This window comes from Streptomonospora sp. PA3 (genome assembly GCF_009728995.1).
Lineage (GTDB): Bacteria > Actinomycetota > Actinomycetes > Streptosporangiales > Streptosporangiaceae > Streptomonospora.
In genome coordinates this window covers 203,028-218,690 of sequence record NZ_VTZW01000010.1, presented here as the reverse complement: position 1 = coordinate 218,690, position 15,663 = coordinate 203,028, and the positions used below count along the sequence as shown (strand labels likewise).

Here is a 15,663-nt window from a genome sequence, read left to right as displayed (position 1 = left end):
CGCCCTCCGGTCGGCGGCGCGATGCCCGCGAATGGGCGGTTCCAGGCGCTTTAGGGCCGACTGTCGCTCTCTCGTGACCTTGATCGGTAGTCGAGTGGTCACCTCGCGGCGCCGGGCGGTGCTAGGTTCACTCAGTGGTGTCCGAGAGCCCCTGTCAGGACCCGCATCTCCGTAGCTGCAGGCGTTCTCGCATCGTCTGGCACCGTCCGCTACGAACGCCCTGCTTTGGCCCAGCGTCGTGAGGGAGCCGAGATCCACGTGAGCGAAGCACCGAAACTCTCAACGAAGATCATCGTCGCCGGCGGGTTCGGCGTGGGGAAGACGACCTTCGTCGGCGCGGTCTCGGAAATCCCGCCGGTCCGGACCGAGGCGGCCGTCACCGCCGCCAGCGCCGGCGTCGACGACCTGTCCCACACCCCCGACAAGACCAGCACGACCGTCGCCATGGACTTCGGCCGCATCTCGCTGGAGACCGACCTGACCCTCTACCTGTTCGGTACGCCGGGCCAGCAGCGGTTCTACTTCATGTGGGACGACCTGGTGCGCGGTGCCCTGGGCGCGGTCGTCCTGGCCGACACCAGACGCCTGGAGGACTGCTTCCAGGCGCTGGACTACTTCGAGAAGCAGTACCGGCTGCCCTTCCTGCTCGCACTGAACTCCTTCGACGGCGACCCCGGCTACACCGACGAGGACCTGCGCGACGCCCTCGACCTCAGCCCCGAGGTCCCCATCGTGCGCTGCGACGCCCGGGACCGGAACTCGGTCGTGGAGGTCCTGGTCGCGCTGGTGCGCCACGCCATGGCCATGGAGGCCGCCCAGCGGAGTTCGCAGCGGGGCCAGCTCGTCCGCTGAGCGGCCCGCTCCCGCCCACCGCGCGGGGCTCGCGGCGGGCGCCGCCGGCCTGCCGCAGCGATGCGCGCCGGCTCTACCCCCGCCGAGCGGGGCCGACACATTCCGTCCCCGCCGAATGGAACTGCGGGACGCTCGGCAGCGTTACCCTTGCGTGGTGTTCGGACGAATGGCTGATAGCGTCCGCCGTCTGCTGGGCAAGCCCGGCGCGGTGGATTTGCGGCCCTATACCAAGCTTCTGGAATCAATCGAGGCCCGCGAGCCCGACCTGCGCGACCTCAGCGACGCCGAGCTGACCGACAGGGCGACGGAGCTGGGCAGCGCCGATCTGCCCTACGACCGGCACGACCTCGTCGAGCTGTGCGCGGTGGGCCGCGAGGCGGCACGCCGCACGCTCGACGAGCGCCCCTTCGACGTGCAGCTCCTGGGGGTCATGGCGCTGCTGGACGGCCACATCGCCGAGATGGCCACCGGCGAGGGCAAGACCCTCTCCGGTGCGCTGGCCGCCGCCGGGTTCGCCCTGCGCGGGCAGCGGGTGCACGTGCTCAGCGTCAACGACTACCTCGCGCGCCGCGACGCCGAGTGGATGGCGCCCCTCTACGACATGCTCGGCGTCGCCGTGGCGTGGATCGGCGAGGAGTCAACCGCCGAGGAGCGCCGCGCCGCCTACTCCGCCGACGTCACCTACGCCTCGGTCAGCGAGCTGGGCTTCGACGTGCTGCGCGACCGCATGGTCACCGACATCGAGCAGCGCGTCGTGCCCGAGCCCAGCATCGCGCTGATCGACGAGGCCGACTCCGTCCTGGTCGACGAGGCCCGCGTGCCGCTGGTGCTGGCGGGCGCGGCCGAGACCACCGACGCCGACGTCGAGATGGCCGAGCTGGTCCGCCACCTGACTCCCGGCACCGACTACGAGATCGATCCCGAGGGTCGGAACGTCCAGCTCACCGAGGCCGGCATCGACCGGGTCGAGAAGGAGCTGGGCGGCGTCGACCTCTACGACGAGGACGACACCTCCGTGCTGCCGCGGGTGAACCTGGCCCTGCACGCGCACGCGCTGCTCCAGCGCGACGTGCACTACGTCGTCCGCGACGGCGAGGTCCGGCTGATCAACGAGTCGCGCGGCCGCATCGCCCTCCTTCAGCGCTGGCCCGACGGCCTGCAGGCCGCGGTCGAGGCCAAGGAGCGCGTGGCGGTCTCCGACACCGGCGAGGTCCTCGACTCCATCACCGTGCAGTCCCTGGTGCTGCGCTATCCCACGCGCTGCGGCATGACGGGCACGGCCATGGCGGTGGCCGACCAGCTGCGCGAGTTCTACGAGCTCGAGGTCGCGGTCATCCCGCCGAACAAGCCGTGCATCCGCGAGGACGAAGGCACCCGCCTCTACGCCACCCGCGAGGAGAAGGAGGACGCCCTCGTCGAGGAGATCGCCGAGGTGCACGCCACCGGGCGGCCCATCCTCATCGGCACCCAGGACGTCGCCGAGTCCGAGCTGCTGGCCAAGCGCCTGGGCGCCGACGGCCTCGAATGCGTCGTCCTCAACGCCAAGAACGACGCCGACGAGGCGGCCATCATCGCCGAGGCCGGCACCTACGGCGCCATCACCGTCTCCACTCAGATGGCCGGTCGCGGCACCGACATCCGGCTGGGCGGCAGCGACATGGCCGACCGCGACCGGGTGGTCGAGAAGGGCGGCCTCTACGTCATGGGCTACGGCCGCTACCCCAGCAGCCGGCTCGACGACCAGCTCCGCGGGCGCGCCGGCCGCCAGGGCGATCCCGGCGCCTCGGCCTACTTCGTCTCCGTCGAGGACGACCTGGTGGCCAACAACGCCCCCGAGACCCGCGGCTACGAGGCCCAGGGCGACGGCGCCATCACCGACGAGAGCTGGCTGCGGATGGTCGACCACGCGCAGCGCGTCTCCGAAGGCAAGCTGCTGGAGGTCCACCGCAACACCTGGCGCTACAACCAGCTGATCGACGTCCAGCGCGGTGTCGTGCTGGAGCACCGCGAGGCGGTGCTGCGCGACGACCTGGGCGACCGCCAGCTCAGCATCGACTGCCCGGCCCACCACGCCGAGCTCGTCGAGGCCGCCGGTGCCGAGGAGACCGCCCGGGCCGCGCGGCTGATCACGCTCTACCACCTCGACCGCGGCTGGACCGACCACAACGCGTTCCTGGCCGAGCTCCGCGAAGGCATCCACCTGCGCTTCCTGGGCCGCCGCGACCCGCTGGACGAGTTCAACCGCGACGCCGTCCCCGCGTTCAAGGGCTTCCTGGACGAGGCGCGCGCCCGCGCCGCCGAGACCTTCGCCGAGGCCGAGGTCGGCGAGGACGGCACCATCGACGTGGCCGAGGTCGGGGTCAAGCGGCCCACGATGACCTGGACCTACATGGTGCACGACCACCCGTTCTCCTCCGGCCTGGAAACCGCCATCGGCCGCTTCCGCGGCAAGCTCTCGGCTTCCGGCCAGATGGCCTGAGGACCCCCGCGAACACCGGCACGGGGCCGGGGTCGGCTGCCGAATCCGCAGCCGATTCCGGCCCCGAATGCTGTTTGGCTCGCCGAAGCCTTCGGCGACCCCCGAAACCGAAGTGAAATCCCCTCACGCTACGGTGCTGTGCGCAAGCGCCCGGTACAGGCGCGGTACTCATCGGGCAGAGCCGTGCCCCCGGTGGCGGGTCTGCGGTGGCCGAGCACTCGAACACGACGTCGGCGTGTCGAAGAGCAGCGGGGGCGCCGCTTTCCAGGAACCCCCGGGCAGCACCCGGGACGGCCACCACCGAGGCTGCGGCAATGGGCGCGCCTCGCGAAGCGCGGGCGCAGCTTGCCGCCGAGCGCACGCGCAACCTGCCATGCGGAGCCGCACCACCGGCGGCGGCCCCGCCGACCGGCACCGCCCCTACGCGTGCCGCCCCGCCCACGAAGAAACCGCTCAGGTGTTGGCAGATCTTGCTGATTCACCACACCGCCCGCGCCCAGTTGAATCCCTAGTGCGGCACCGCGCCCCCGTGCGGCGGCCGCAAGAGATCCGGCGACACGCGAGGGCGGGTGCATGGCGGGGCAGCGCAGAGTCCGCATCGGCATCGACACCGGCGGCACGTTCACCGACATCGTCGCGCTCGACGAGGACACCGGTGCGCTGCTGGCCACCAAGACGCCCTCCACGCCCGCCGACCCCTCCGCCGCATTCATGGACGGCGTGGCCAAGGCCCTGGACCTGCTCGGCCCCGGAACCGCGGTCAGCGCCCTCTCCCACGGCACCACCGTGGCGACGAACCTGCTGCTGGAGGGCAGGACCGGGCGACTCGGCTTCATCACCGCTGAGGGCTACGAGTTCATCCTGGAGATCGCCCGCCAGGCCGTGCCCGACGGTTACGGCAACTCCTACTTCTGGGTCAAGCCCGAGCGCATCGTGCCCGCAGACCTGGTGCGCACGGTCGGCGGCCGGCTCGACCACACCGGCGCCGAGATCCGGCCCCTGGACGAGGAGCAGGCCGCCGCGGCCGCCCGCTGGTTCCGCGACCGCGGCATCGACACCATCGGCATCTGCCTGCTGCACTCCTACGCCGACCCCGCCCACGAGCGGCGGCTGCGCGAGATCCTGCGCGCCGAACACCCCGGCGCGACCGTCTCCATCAGCTCCGACGTGCTGCGGGAGTACCGCGAGTACGAGCGCTCCGCGACGACCCTCGTCGACGCCGCGGTCAAACCCGGCGTCACCCGCTACATCGGCGACATCGCCGCCCGGCTGGAGAAGGCCGAAGCCGGTCCCGGCGGGCAGCGGCCCCCGTTCCTGGTGATGAAGTCCAACGGCGGTGTGGTCTCCGCCGAGGAGGTCGTGCACCAGCCCATCAGCACCGTGATGTCGGGCCCGGCCGCCGGAGCGCTCGGTGCGGCGCTGCTGGCCGGGCGCGCCGGCTACGACCGCGTCCTCACCCTCGACGGCGGCGGCACCTCCACCGACGTCTCGGTGGTCCTCGACGGCGAACCCGGGCTGACCACCGAAGGCTCCATCGGGCGCTACCCCTCCAAGATCCCCATGGTCGACGTGGTCACCGTGGGAGCCGGAGGCGGTTCGATCGCGCGGATCTCGCCGGAGGGCCAGCTCAAGGTCGGCCCCGCCTCGGCCGGCGCCGAACCGGGCCCGGTCTGCTACGGCAAGGGCGGCGGCGAACCGACGGTCACCGACGCCCACGCCGCGCTCGGCCGCATCCCGCCGCACCTGCTGGGCGGGGAGGTGCCCCTGGACGTCGCCGCGGCCGAGGATGCGCTTGCCGCGCTCGGCGCGCGGCTGGGGATGGGCGCCGCGGAGGCGGCCGAGGGCATCCTGCGGATATCGGCGTGGAACCAGGCCAACGCGCTGCGGCAGATCACCGTCCAGCGCGGGCTGGACGTGCGCGACTTCCACCTCGTGGCCTTCGGCGGGTCGGGTTCGCTCCTGCTGTGCCCGCTGCTGGACATCCTGCGTCCCGCGGGCGCGTTCGTGCCGCCCGACCCCGCCAACGTCTCGGCGTTCGGGCTGCTGAGCGTGGACGTGCGCAACGACTACGTGCGCACCCGCGTGGCCCGCCACGCCGACCTCGACCCGGCCGCCGCCGAAGCCGTCTTCGCCGAGCTGTCCGCCGAGGCGGCCGCCGCACTGCGCGACGACGGCTTCGCGGGCGAGGGCGGGCCCGACGGGATCGGCGGCGTGCGCCTGGAGCGCAGCGCCGACCTGCGCTACTTCGGTCAGGCCTACGAGGTCCGGGTACCCGTGCCCGGCGGAGTGCTCGACGCCGCAGCCGCCGACGCCGTCGCCGCCGCGTTCCACACCGCCCACCGCGAGCTCTACGGCTACGACCTGCGCGAGGACCCCAGGCAGCGGGTGGAGTGGGTGAACCTGCGCGTCACCGGCATCGGCCGCATCCGCCGCCCCGCGCCGCGCGCGCCGGCCGCCGCGGAAGGCGGGGCCCCCGCCGCCCGCACCGGCGTGCGCGACGTGCGCTTCGACGGCGCCGTGCACCGCGGCACCCCGGTGTACCGGCGCGACGCGCTCGCGCCGGGGCAGACCGTCGCCGGCCCCGCGGTCATCGAGGAGTACGCGGCCACCCTGCCGCTGCACCCCGGCTTCACCGCCCGCGTGCACCCCGACGGCGGCATCGCCGTCACCGCCGACACCCCACCCCCGGCCCAGGAGGCGCAGCGTTGAACACCCCGGACGCGCTTCACGCAGCAGACGCCGGCGCCGAGCGGCCGCCGGCGGACCCGGTGCTGGTCGAGATCGTCGAGGGCACCCTCGCCTCGGTGGAGAAGGAAGTGGAGACCGCCATCGCGCGCACCTCCCGCTCGCCCATGATCCGCGACGCCCACGACTTCCGCGTCGGCATCCACGACCGGCGGTTGCGCAAACTCACCGGCCGCTCCTACTCCGCGCTCGTGCATCCGGTGGCGCGGGACTTCCCGCTGGAGACCATGCGCCCCGGCGACGTGTTCTTCCACAACGACGTCTACGAGTCCGAAGGCGGCATCGGCCACCTGCCCGACCTGTGCGTCACCGTCCCGGTCTTCCACGACGGCGGCGACGGGCCGCAGGTGGTCGCGTTCGTGCAGGCGTTCGGCCACCACGACGACATCGGCGGCGCATGCCCCGGCTCGATGCCGCCCAAGGCCACCTCGGTGTTCGAGGAAGGCCTGATGGTGCCGCCCATCAAGTTGTGGGACCAGGGCGTGCCCAACCGCGCGGCCCTGCGCATCATGGTGCGCAACTCCCGCATGCCCGACTCGCTGGCCGCCGACCTGGACGCCGAGTGCTCGGCCTGCCTGATGGGGGCGCGCCGGCTCGCCGACCTGTTCTCCCGCTACGGCCGCGCCGCCGTCGAGCGGTGCTTCGACGCCGTGCTGGAGGCCACCACCGAGACCTACCGGCGGGAGATCCTCGCCAAGATCCCCGACGGCACCTACGTCTGGGAGGACTACGCCGAGCACGACGGCGTGGACGAACCGCGGCTGCACCGCCAGCGCATCACCCTGACCAAGGAGCCCGACCGGCTGATCATCGACTTCTCCGGCACATCGCCGCAGGCCAAGGGGCCCATCAACCACTGCGGCGACTACGCCGACGGCAACTTCCTGAAGAAGTGGCTGGCCCCCATCCTGCGCAATCTCGCCGACAGCCCGGAACGGATGGCCGAGCTCGACGTCAACGAGGGTGTGGTGCCGCTCATCGAGATGCGCTTCCCCGAGAAGGGCACACTGCTGACCCCCGTCTTCCCGGCGCCCACCAACGCGCGCACCTTCGTCATCCTGCGCCTGCTGGGCGTGCTCGCGGGCGCGCTCGCCAAGGCGGTGGACGGGTACATGCCCGCCGACCAGGAGACGATCCGCTACACCGGGGTATTCGGCACCGGCCTCGACGGCGAGCCCTACCTGATGCGCGAAGTCCTGGGGGGCGGCTCAGGCGGGCGGCACTACGCCGACGGCGAGGACACCATCCACGTGGTCCCCGACTCGCGCAACCTGCCCACCGAGTTCACCGAGTCGCGGTTCCCCTTCATCGTGGAGCGGCTCGGGCTGGCCACCGACTCCGGCGGAGCCGGCAGGTTCCGCGGCGGGCTGGGCTACGAGAAGCACATCCGGATGCTGCGCGACGCGTCGTTCATGTCCGTCGCCGACCGCTCGATCCTCTCCTGCTGGGGAGTCAAGGGCGGCCGCGCGGGAGCGCCCTTCCAGGTGACCATCGACCCCGGCGGGCCCGCCGAGCGGGAGCCGGGCGGGCTGGTGGAGGCCGAACCGGTGCGCGCCGGCGAGGTCATCCGCATCCGCACCACCGGCGGCGGGGGCTGGGGCGACCCGCTGGAGCGGGAGGTCGCGGCGGTGCTGGCCGACGTGCGCTGCGGCAAGGTCTCCCGGCGTGCCGCTCGCGACGACTACGGCGTGCCGGTCGAGGGCCCCGCCGACGATCCGGCGGCCGACCCGGCCGAGGTCGAGCGGCTGCGCGCCGAGCTGAGCCGCGCCCGGCCCGGCGACGCGCCCTTCTTCGACCGCGGCCCGGGATACGCCGTCCTGGCCGGCGGAGAGGCGTTCCCGGAGGTCGATCGCCGATGATCCCCTCCCGCGCGGTGATCGCGCTGGGCGGCAACGCCATGACCGCCCCCGACGGCAGCGCCCGCCCCGACGACCAGCGCAGCGCCCTGACAGCGGCCATGGAACACGTCGCCGACCTGATCGCCGGCGGCACGGAGGTCGTGATCACCCACGGCAACGGCCCCCAGGTCGGCAACCTGCTCGTCAAAAACGAGCTCGCCGCCGACGTGGTGCCGCCGGTGACGCTGGACTGGTGCGGCGCCCAGACCCAGGCCACCATCGGGTTCACCATCGCCGACGCCCTGGAGTCGGCACTGGCCCGCCGCGGCCGGCCCCGCCCCGTCAGCGCCGTGGTCACCCGCACGCTCGTCGACGCCGCGGACCCCGCCTTCGACCGGCCCGCCAAACCGGTGGGCCGCTATCTGCCGCGGCGGGAGGCCGAGCGCTTCGCCGCACTCGGCCAGGACTGGGCCGACTTCGGCGAGCGCGGATGGCGGCGGGTGGTGCCCTCGCCTCAGCCGCGCGAGATCCTGGACGCGCCCGCCGTTCGGGCGCTGCTGGCGGCCGGCGTGGTGCCGGTGGCCGCGGGCGGCGGGGGAGTGCCGGTCGCGCGCGACGGCTCCGGCACCCTGCACGGCGTGCAGGCGGTGCTCGACAAGGACCGCACGGCCGCGCTCCTGGCCTGCGCGCTCGGGGCCGAAGCACTGGTCATCGCCACCGACGTGCCCTGCGCCGTGCTGGACTACGGCACCGCCGCCGCGCGCCCCATCGGGCGGACCACGGCCGGCGAGCTGCGCGCCCACCTCACCGGCGGGCACTTCGCCGAAGGCAGCATGGGCCCGAAGGTGGAGGCGGCCGTGCGGTTCGTGGAAGCGGGCGGGCGGCGGGCCGTCATCACCGGACTCGACGGTGTCGCCGCCGGTCTGGCCGGGCGCGCGGGTACGGTCGTCGAACCGGATCCGCGGCCCTGAGCAGCAGCCGAGAAACCGCAACGAGAGGTGGACCCAGATGCCCACGCCCATCGAGGTGCACAAGGTGGCGATCGAAAGCGTCACGGACGCGTCCGGGCTGGCGCGGCTGATCGACGACGGCGCCGTGAGCGCCGACGACGTGCTGGCCGTGATCGGCAAGACCGAGGGCAACGGAGGCGTCAACGACTACACCCGGATCCTGGCGGACCGGGCGTTTCGCGAGGTGCTGCTGGACAAGGGCACCCGCGGCGAGGACGCCGTCAAGCAGATCCCGCTGGTGTGGTCGGGCGGAACCGACGGCGTGCTCTCCCCGCACGCCACCGTCTTCGCCCGCGCGCCCGAGGGGCGCTACGCGCCCACCGACGAGCCGCGGCTGGTGGTGGGCATCGCCATGAGCGAGGAGATCCTGCCCGAGGACATCGGCCGCCCGGCGATGGTGCGCAAGGTCGCGGCGGGGGTGCGCGCGGCGATGGCCGAGGCGGGCGTCACCGACCCCTCCGACGTGCACTACGTGCAGACCAAGACCCCGCTGCTGGTGCTGGAGACCATCAACGACGCCAAGGCACGCGGCCACGACGTCGTCACCGAGGACACCCTGAAGTCCATGGACATCTCCAACTCCACCACCGCCCTGGGCATCGCCACGGCGCTGGGCGAGATCGCCGAGCCCGCCGCCGAGCAGATCCACGCCGACCTCGGGCTGTACTCGTCGGTGGCCTCCTGCTCTTCGGGCGTGGAGCTGGACAGGGCCCAGATCGTGGTGGTGGGCAACGCGCGCGGCGTGGGCGGCAGGTTCCGCGCCGGCCACGGGGTCATGACCGACGCGCTGGACTCCGACGGGATCTGGTCGGCCATCCGCTCGGCCGGGATCAAGCTGCCGGAGAGGCCCCACCCCGAGGACCTCGGCGACAAGCTGGTCAACGTGTTCATCAAGTGCGAGGCCGACCCCTCCGGACGGGTCCGCGGGCGGCGCAACATCATGCTCGACGACTCCGACGTGCACTGGCACCGCCAGATCAAGGCGACGGTCGGCGGGGTCGCGGCATCGGTGACCGGCGACCCGGCGGTCTTCGTTTCGGTGGCGGCGGTCCACCAGGGGCCCTCGGGAGGAGGAACCGTCGCGGCCATCGCCGATCTGGGTGAATGACTCCCGCCCGCCGGCCCACCACCACCCCGACGGGGACGCTGCGCGTCGCGTGCTTTCCGCCCGCGGGCCCACCACCACCCCGACGGGGACGCTGCGCGTCGCGAGTTTGTCTGTTTCGGATAGGGGCGATTCCAGGTTCGGTTGGTGACGAATCCAGATCCCGACGAGTCGAATTTCTCCGCGAGTGATGTTCCACGCACCCCGACCGGTTCCGGTTCGCTGTGCGTCCGTGTCCTCCCGGAATGATCCGCGGAGTATTCCAGCCTGCATGCAATTGCACGGCGGGCAGGGTAAGGTTCGGTACACCTTAGGGCGCGACACCCTATCGGGGCGCGCCCCACCGCGGCATGGGCGCGACCCGGAACTTCTCGCAACGACGGGAGACGGTCGGACGTGGAACACGAGATCGGCGCGGAAGAGAAGATCACCTATGGCCGCAACGACCGCTTCGTCGGCGGTCCCGTGGGCGGCGGGCGGTTCTGGCTCGAGGAGGACGGCTCGCCCGCGGCAAAGCTCGGTGGCCCGGCGGAATGGAGCGACCAGGGCATGATCGACGTCCGCACGGGCGACACGTTCACCGTCGGCGGACAGACGTGGCGCATAACCGACATCGTCAACGCCGACTCCGACGACGCCTACCTCACGGCGGTCCGAGTGAGCTGACGCGCCACGTCCTCACCCTTTCACCGCTCTCCCGCCGCCTGTTCCGTCGAGGCGGCGGGAGAGCGGTGTGTGTGCGGGCGGTCGGTCGTGTTCCGTATCCGCTTGCGACGCAGGCCGCCGGAGTCGGAGCCGGCGGGAAGCCGAGAAAGGGCGCTTTCGCCGCTTCTGGGCGCTGAAGGCGGAGCAGGTCCTTCGTCCCGGAGTGCAATTCAGGCGCCAAGGGGAGAATCCCCCCGCATATTCGCCCCGATGAGAGTTTCCATACCGCACGGTTGGAGTAACCGTGTAAATACGTTGTGTGTCGGCCGGGAGAAACGCGTCCGCGGCGCCGTACCGACGGCGGTGCAGGGCCGCACGTCCCCGTAGGCGACCGCGCCCCCGGGACACGGCGGTGGCGAACCGTCTCGCCGGTCCCGGCCGAGGCCGGTGGTCCCGTCTTGCCCGGGGCGATGGGCCGCCTGAGTCGGGGCCGGGGCCGGTGGGACGCGTGGTGCGGCTGCCGCCCTCTGCTGCTTATGTCCGGTTTATTCGTCCAGGTCAATCCGCCCAGGTCGGCAGCCCTCAATGGGCAATCGAGACATTCCGGTTACCTGATTAGACCGTCGGCGTGACCGAACGGCGGTTACGGTCGTCACCGACGCGGTGCCCCACCGCCCGGCCTTGTCCCCGACCCGCACAGTCACAAGGCCGTGCGACCGCGGTTCATCCCCCTTTGGCCGGCCCCAGGAGCTGTCCCCCGCCCCTGGGGCCGGAATCGTGCCCGGCGCGGCGGCTTGCCGCCGAGCGCACGGTGCATTCTTTGTGCTGGAACCCGGCCACCGGTGGTGCGGCCCCATCTGGCAGGTACCGCGTGCTGCTCGGCGGCAAGCTGCGACTGCGCTGCGCGAGGCGCGCCCATTGCCGCAACCCCGACGGCGGCCGCCTCCAGGTGGTACCCGGTGGGTTCCTCGACAGCGGGTCCCCGCCGCTTTTAAGCACGACGTAGTAGCTTCATGCCATGGCACTCCGGCATATCGCACTGTTCCGCTGGTCCGAGGGCGTCACGCCCGAGCAGGTCGCCGAGGTCGAGCGGACGCTGTCGCGGCTGCCCGCCGCGATCCCGCAGCTCGACGGCTACTCCTTCGGTCCCGACCTCGGAATCGGCCCCGACACCTTCGACTTCGCGGTCGTCGCCGACGTCGCGGACGAGGACGCCTACGCGGCCTACCGCGACCACCCCGAGCACCAGGCCGCCCTGGACGTCATCCGGCCGCTGATCGCCGAGCGTGCGGCGGCGCAGTTCCGCACCGACCGCGCGGCGACCTGAACGCTCCACCGCTCCGCAGGCCGACGGGGCGCCGCCGACCGCCCGGGTAGATCGCGTTCTCGCTCGGTCGCGGCGCCCGCGGCGGACCGGCCTCGTGCGTTCCCGGAGAGTCGCCCGGTATTGCGGTGAAACCTGTTCTAGAAATATCCTCGGCGCCGAGGCCCGGCATGGTGAGAGCCCGCGGCGGACCTCCGCCGCGCGGCCCCGGACACCGGGCGCCTGCGCGTCACCTGCCGGCGGTGGATCGCGCCCCGCCGCCGGCGGGTGGCGCCGCGAGCACCGCGTGAACTGCGCGCCGGTTCGCCGGCCGTCAGTCCAGCAGCCGCGCCATCTCGCGGAGAGTGGGGCAGGGCCACCGCAGCATGCAGCACCGGCACCGCTGCGCCGGCGGCGCGCCCCCGCTGCTCAGGGCGCCGGCATCGCGCGGGCCGTGGGTCTCCAGCAGCGCCAGGCAGAAGTCGGCGAAGGCCATGATCTCCTGGCGGGCGTTGGCGTAGAAGGCGATGTCGTTGATCCGCAGGAGCGCGTTCTCGGCGGCCTGCGGGGGCAGCCCGACGGTGTCGGGCCCCCACGGCACCGCCTTGGCCGCGCGTTCGCGGATGCCTTCGATGTAGATGCGCAACCGCTCGCGGTCGTCCAGTTGCCCGGCGGCGGACGTGAAGATGTCCGAGATCGACATGCGGCCTCCCCGTGCGGCGCCGACCGCGCACGGCGCGCGGTCGCCGGCGGTGTTCCCCAGACCGGGATTGTCCCAAGGCACCGGGCGTGTCGGGGCGCGGACGCGCCGTGTCTGCCGGATTCGGCGTCCGGAGACACCGGCGAGCGCGCTACGTCCACGGCGGCCGCCGGCCCCGCGGGCCGGCGACCGGCGGCGCTGAGCGGTCAGCCGCAGCTTCCGCCGCAGTTGCACGGACCGCCGCTCTGGCAGCCGCAGCCGCAGCTGGAACCGCAGTTGCACCCGCCGGGCGCGGGCGGCTTGGGGGCGGAATCGGGCATGGTGCCTCCTCGGAGCGGGTCGGCGGATGCCCTCGGGGGACGGCATCCCACTGCATCCGGACAGGTGCCCGCTGCACAGGACCGCCAACCCGGCCGCGAGGTTCGATAAGGGTTGCCCGCCCGCCTCCCACCGCGCTCCCGGGGGACAGGCCGACGCGCGGGGTCAGGCGAAGAACCCCGACTCCACCGCGGGTCGGCGCAGCATCCGGTACAGCCAGACCTGGCCCAGGACCATGAACGGCACGACCGGTGCCATGGCCGCCCAGAACAGCACCGCGATGCCGTCCGGAACCGGGGCGACGGGCAGGTCCACCGACGCGGCGATCAGCAGCGGAACCGCCGCCATCGCCGCCGCCGACGTGTGCCGCGACAGCCGCGGTCCCGACAGCCCCGACGTCGCGGCCAGCACCCCCAGCACGACCAGGGCGGCGGCCGCCGCGGCCAGCGGGCGGTCCGCGACCGCGCCGCCCGGCAGCAGCGACGCCCCGGCCGCCAACACGCCCGCGCCCAGAGCCGCACGCGCGAGGGGGCGCGTCGCGCGGGCGGCCGCGTCGGCGGCCACGGCCGAGTCCGCCTCGGCCGGTGCGGCGCGGTCGCGGACCGCCGCCTCCACGGGTGCCCCCGCGCCGCCGGCACCGGCCGCGGAGCCGACCGGGCCCGCGGCGGCCAGATCTCCGCCGGTGGGTGCGCCACCGCCCCCGGCGAGCACGTCGACGGTGCCTGTGCGCTCCGCCGGGGCAAGCCTGCGCCCGGCTTCCGGCCGGGCCGCCGCCGGCACGAGGCGCTCGGCGCCGAAGGCCGCCCCGCGCAGCGCGAACATCCCGGCGGCGACCAGCGCGCAGGCGATCGCGAACGGGCTCAGCAACCGACCGCCGCTGAGCAGCCCTCCGACGACCAGCCCCCAGCTCAGCGCCAGCGCCCAACTGCCGCCCACGATCCACACGTCGCAGACGGCCCGCCCGGCGCGCCCGCGCATGCGCCCGCGCAGCCACAGGCCCGCGTCGCGGAACAGCCACCCGGCCAGCAGGGCGACGAAGACCGGCCACAACCCGGTGATCACCGCGGTCTTCAGCGCGGGGAACAGTCCCATGGCCACGCCGATCGCACCGAGCAGCCACACCTCGCTCCCCAGGAAGTAGGGCGCCATGGCCGACACGGCCCGCCGCCGCTCGGCGCCCGTGCGGGCCAGATACGGCATCAGCATGCCCAGCCCGATGTCGCACCCGGCGAGCACCAGGTATCCCGCCACCAGACCGGCGAGCAGGGCAACGGCAAGGATCTCCACGGTCGGCTCCTTCGATGAGGGCGGGGAAGTGGGCGGGTTTGTCGGCGGACGGGCCGCGAGGCCCCTAGAAGGTGTGCACCGGCGGCCGCCCGTCCGCCTCGCCGGCGATCGGCCCGCCCGTGCGCGCCGGAGCGAGCGGACCGCCCTCCGGCCCGAGCCGGGCGAAGCGCACCAGCAGCACATAGGTGACGGCGGCCAGCACCGCGAACGCGAGAGTGAACAGCGAGAACGAGAGCACGGCCATCCCCGGCGTCATGTCGGTCACGGCGTCGGCGGTGGTCAGCAGATCCTCCACCGCCCAGGGCTGGCGTTGGGTCTCGCGCGCCAGCCACCCGCCGACGCTGGCCGCATACGGCAGGAACGGCAGCAGCACCAGCGGCCACAGCACACCCCGCCAGCGGTCCAGGCGGCGCACCAGCCAGGTCAGCAGCAGCACGGGGACGATGAAGAACATCAGCGCCCAGGCGCTGAACATCACCACCTCGCCGACCGCGCCGATGGACCCGGCGCCGCCGCTGCCCGCCTCGATGGCCTCGATCTCCTCCGGGCTGTAGGTCAGCCCGCTCGCGGGCGGCGTCTTGTCGTAGAGGGAGAACTGCATCCCGCCGATGTGGGCGGTGGGCTCCAGGGCCAGCGCGAACACGACGATCCCCCAGCGGATGCCGCGCCCGAAGATCCGGTCGGGATCGTTGCGCCGGGCCAGGTGGTAGGCGCTGACCGCGATCACCACGCTCGATCCCAGCAGCAGTGCGCCGGCGGTGATGTGCCCCAACGCCATCAGCGTCGAGGGGTTGGCCATCAGCGCCGCCGGGTCGCTGACCCGCGCCGTGCCGTCCTCGATCCGCAGCCCGCCCACGGGGTAGCGCAGGAAGCCGTTGGCCACCAGCACCCAGAAGGCCGACAGGTAGGCGGTGGCGGTGACCACCGCGAAGCACATCAGGTGCGCCCATCGGCTCATCCGGTCCCAGCCGAAGATCCACAGGCCCAGGAAGGTCGATTCCACGAAGAACGCGCCCATCGTCTCCACCGCCAGCGGAGCGCCGAAGGCGTAGCCGAACATGTCGCTCAGCCCGCTCCAGTTCAGCGCCAGCTGAAGCTCCATCACCAGGCCCGACAGCACGCCCATCGCATAGTTGACGACGTAGAGCCCGCCCCAGAAGCGGACCGCGCGCATCCGCGCCTCATCGCGCCGCAGAGTGGCGCTGAGCTGGCCGAACAGGATGAACGGAGCCAGGCCCAACGTCAGGGCCACGAAAAGGTAGTGGACGCTCGCGGTCAGTGCGAACTGCGCGCGTGCCAGCAGCAGCGGGTCCTCGAACATGTCGGCGGCGCCTCACGGGGTCGGCGGGCTGTGATCCGACACGAGCATGGCCGCGCGACC

The 15,663-nt window shown here is 73.0% G+C and carries 11 protein-coding genes; 8 read left to right on the top strand and 3 right to left on the bottom strand.

What is annotated here, in order from left to right:
• The first annotated feature begins 258 nt into the window (after positions 1-258).
• The 8 genes from FZ103_RS13175 to FZ103_RS13140 all read left to right on the top strand — a co-directional run bounded on the left by FZ103_RS13175 (position 259) and on the right by FZ103_RS13140 (position 12,001).
• Positions 259-852, top strand: coding sequence for an ATP/GTP-binding protein (locus FZ103_RS13175; protein ID WP_186356238.1), 594 nt, complete (start codon positions 259-261; stop codon positions 850-852).
• Between the two features lie 166 nt (positions 853-1,018).
• Positions 1,019-3,331 carry an accessory Sec system translocase SecA2 gene (secA2, locus tag FZ103_RS13170; RefSeq protein WP_156001466.1) on the top strand — a complete coding sequence of 771 codons (2,313 nt, stop codon included), beginning with the start codon at positions 1,019-1,021 and terminating at the stop codon, positions 3,329-3,331.
• Between the two features lie 573 nt (positions 3,332-3,904).
• On the top strand, positions 3,905-6,040 hold the full coding sequence (locus FZ103_RS13165; protein ID WP_156001464.1) for a hydantoinase/oxoprolinase family protein: 2,136 nt from the start codon (positions 3,905-3,907) through the stop codon (positions 6,038-6,040).
• The gene (locus tag FZ103_RS13160; protein WP_156001462.1) at positions 6,037-7,935 is read left to right on the top strand and encodes a hydantoinase B/oxoprolinase family protein; all 1,899 of its coding nucleotides are present in this window, start codon (positions 6,037-6,039) and stop codon (positions 7,933-7,935) included. Before FZ103_RS13165 ends, FZ103_RS13160 begins: the two co-directional genes overlap by 4 nt.
• Positions 7,932-8,885 carry a carbamate kinase gene (locus tag FZ103_RS13155; RefSeq protein WP_156001460.1) on the top strand — a complete coding sequence of 318 codons (954 nt, stop codon included), beginning with the start codon at positions 7,932-7,934 and terminating at the stop codon, positions 8,883-8,885. Before FZ103_RS13160 ends, FZ103_RS13155 begins: the two co-directional genes overlap by 4 nt.
• 37 nt (positions 8,886-8,922) lie before the next feature.
• Positions 8,923-10,032, top strand: coding sequence for a ring-opening amidohydrolase (locus FZ103_RS13150; RefSeq protein ID WP_156001458.1), 1,110 nt, complete (start codon positions 8,923-8,925; stop codon positions 10,030-10,032).
• A gap of 393 nt (positions 10,033-10,425) precedes the next feature.
• On the top strand, positions 10,426-10,695 hold the full coding sequence (locus FZ103_RS13145) for a DUF6406 domain-containing protein (protein ID WP_186356237.1): 270 nt from the start codon (positions 10,426-10,428) through the stop codon (positions 10,693-10,695).
• A gap of 997 nt (positions 10,696-11,692) precedes the next feature.
• Entirely contained in the window at positions 11,693-12,001 is a 309-nt protein-coding gene (locus FZ103_RS13140) for a Dabb family protein (protein ID WP_156001456.1), read from the top strand.
• 310 nt (positions 12,002-12,311) lie between these two features.
• On the opposite strand, the gene FZ103_RS13135 is transcribed toward FZ103_RS13140, so the two are convergent.
• From FZ103_RS13135 to FZ103_RS13125, 3 genes are all read right to left on the bottom strand, one after another.
• On the bottom strand, positions 12,312-12,680 hold the full coding sequence (locus FZ103_RS13135; RefSeq protein WP_156001454.1) for a hypothetical protein: 369 nt from the start codon (positions 12,678-12,680) through the stop codon (positions 12,312-12,314).
• Between the two features lie 480 nt (positions 12,681-13,160).
• A complete protein-coding gene (locus FZ103_RS13130) occupies positions 13,161-14,282 on the bottom strand; it encodes a cytochrome d ubiquinol oxidase subunit II (RefSeq protein WP_186356236.1) in 1,122 nt (373 codons plus the stop codon).
• 64 nt (positions 14,283-14,346) lie between these two features.
• Positions 14,347-15,603, bottom strand: a complete 1,257-nt coding sequence (locus tag FZ103_RS13125) for a cytochrome ubiquinol oxidase subunit I (RefSeq protein WP_156001451.1) — start codon at positions 15,601-15,603, stop codon at positions 14,347-14,349.
• Positions 15,604-15,663 lie beyond the last annotated feature (60 nt).

Coding starts and splice junctions, on each gene's coding strand:
- FZ103_RS13125 (WP_156001451.1), bottom strand. CDS start 15,603: ATGTTCGAGGACCCGCTGCTGCTGGCACGCGCGCAGTTCGCACTGACC.
- secA2 (WP_156001466.1), top strand. CDS start 1,019: ATGGCTGATAGCGTCCGCCGTCTGCTGGGCAAGCCCGGCGCGGTGGAT.
- FZ103_RS13140 (WP_156001456.1), top strand. CDS start 11,693: ATGGCACTCCGGCATATCGCACTGTTCCGCTGGTCCGAGGGCGTCACG.
- FZ103_RS13150 (WP_156001458.1), top strand. CDS start 8,923: ATGCCCACGCCCATCGAGGTGCACAAGGTGGCGATCGAAAGCGTCACG.
- FZ103_RS13165 (WP_156001464.1), top strand. CDS start 3,905: ATGGCGGGGCAGCGCAGAGTCCGCATCGGCATCGACACCGGCGGCACG.
- FZ103_RS13135 (WP_156001454.1), bottom strand. CDS start 12,680: ATGTCGATCTCGGACATCTTCACGTCCGCCGCCGGGCAACTGGACGAC.
- FZ103_RS13155 (WP_156001460.1), top strand. CDS start 7,932: ATGATCCCCTCCCGCGCGGTGATCGCGCTGGGCGGCAACGCCATGACC.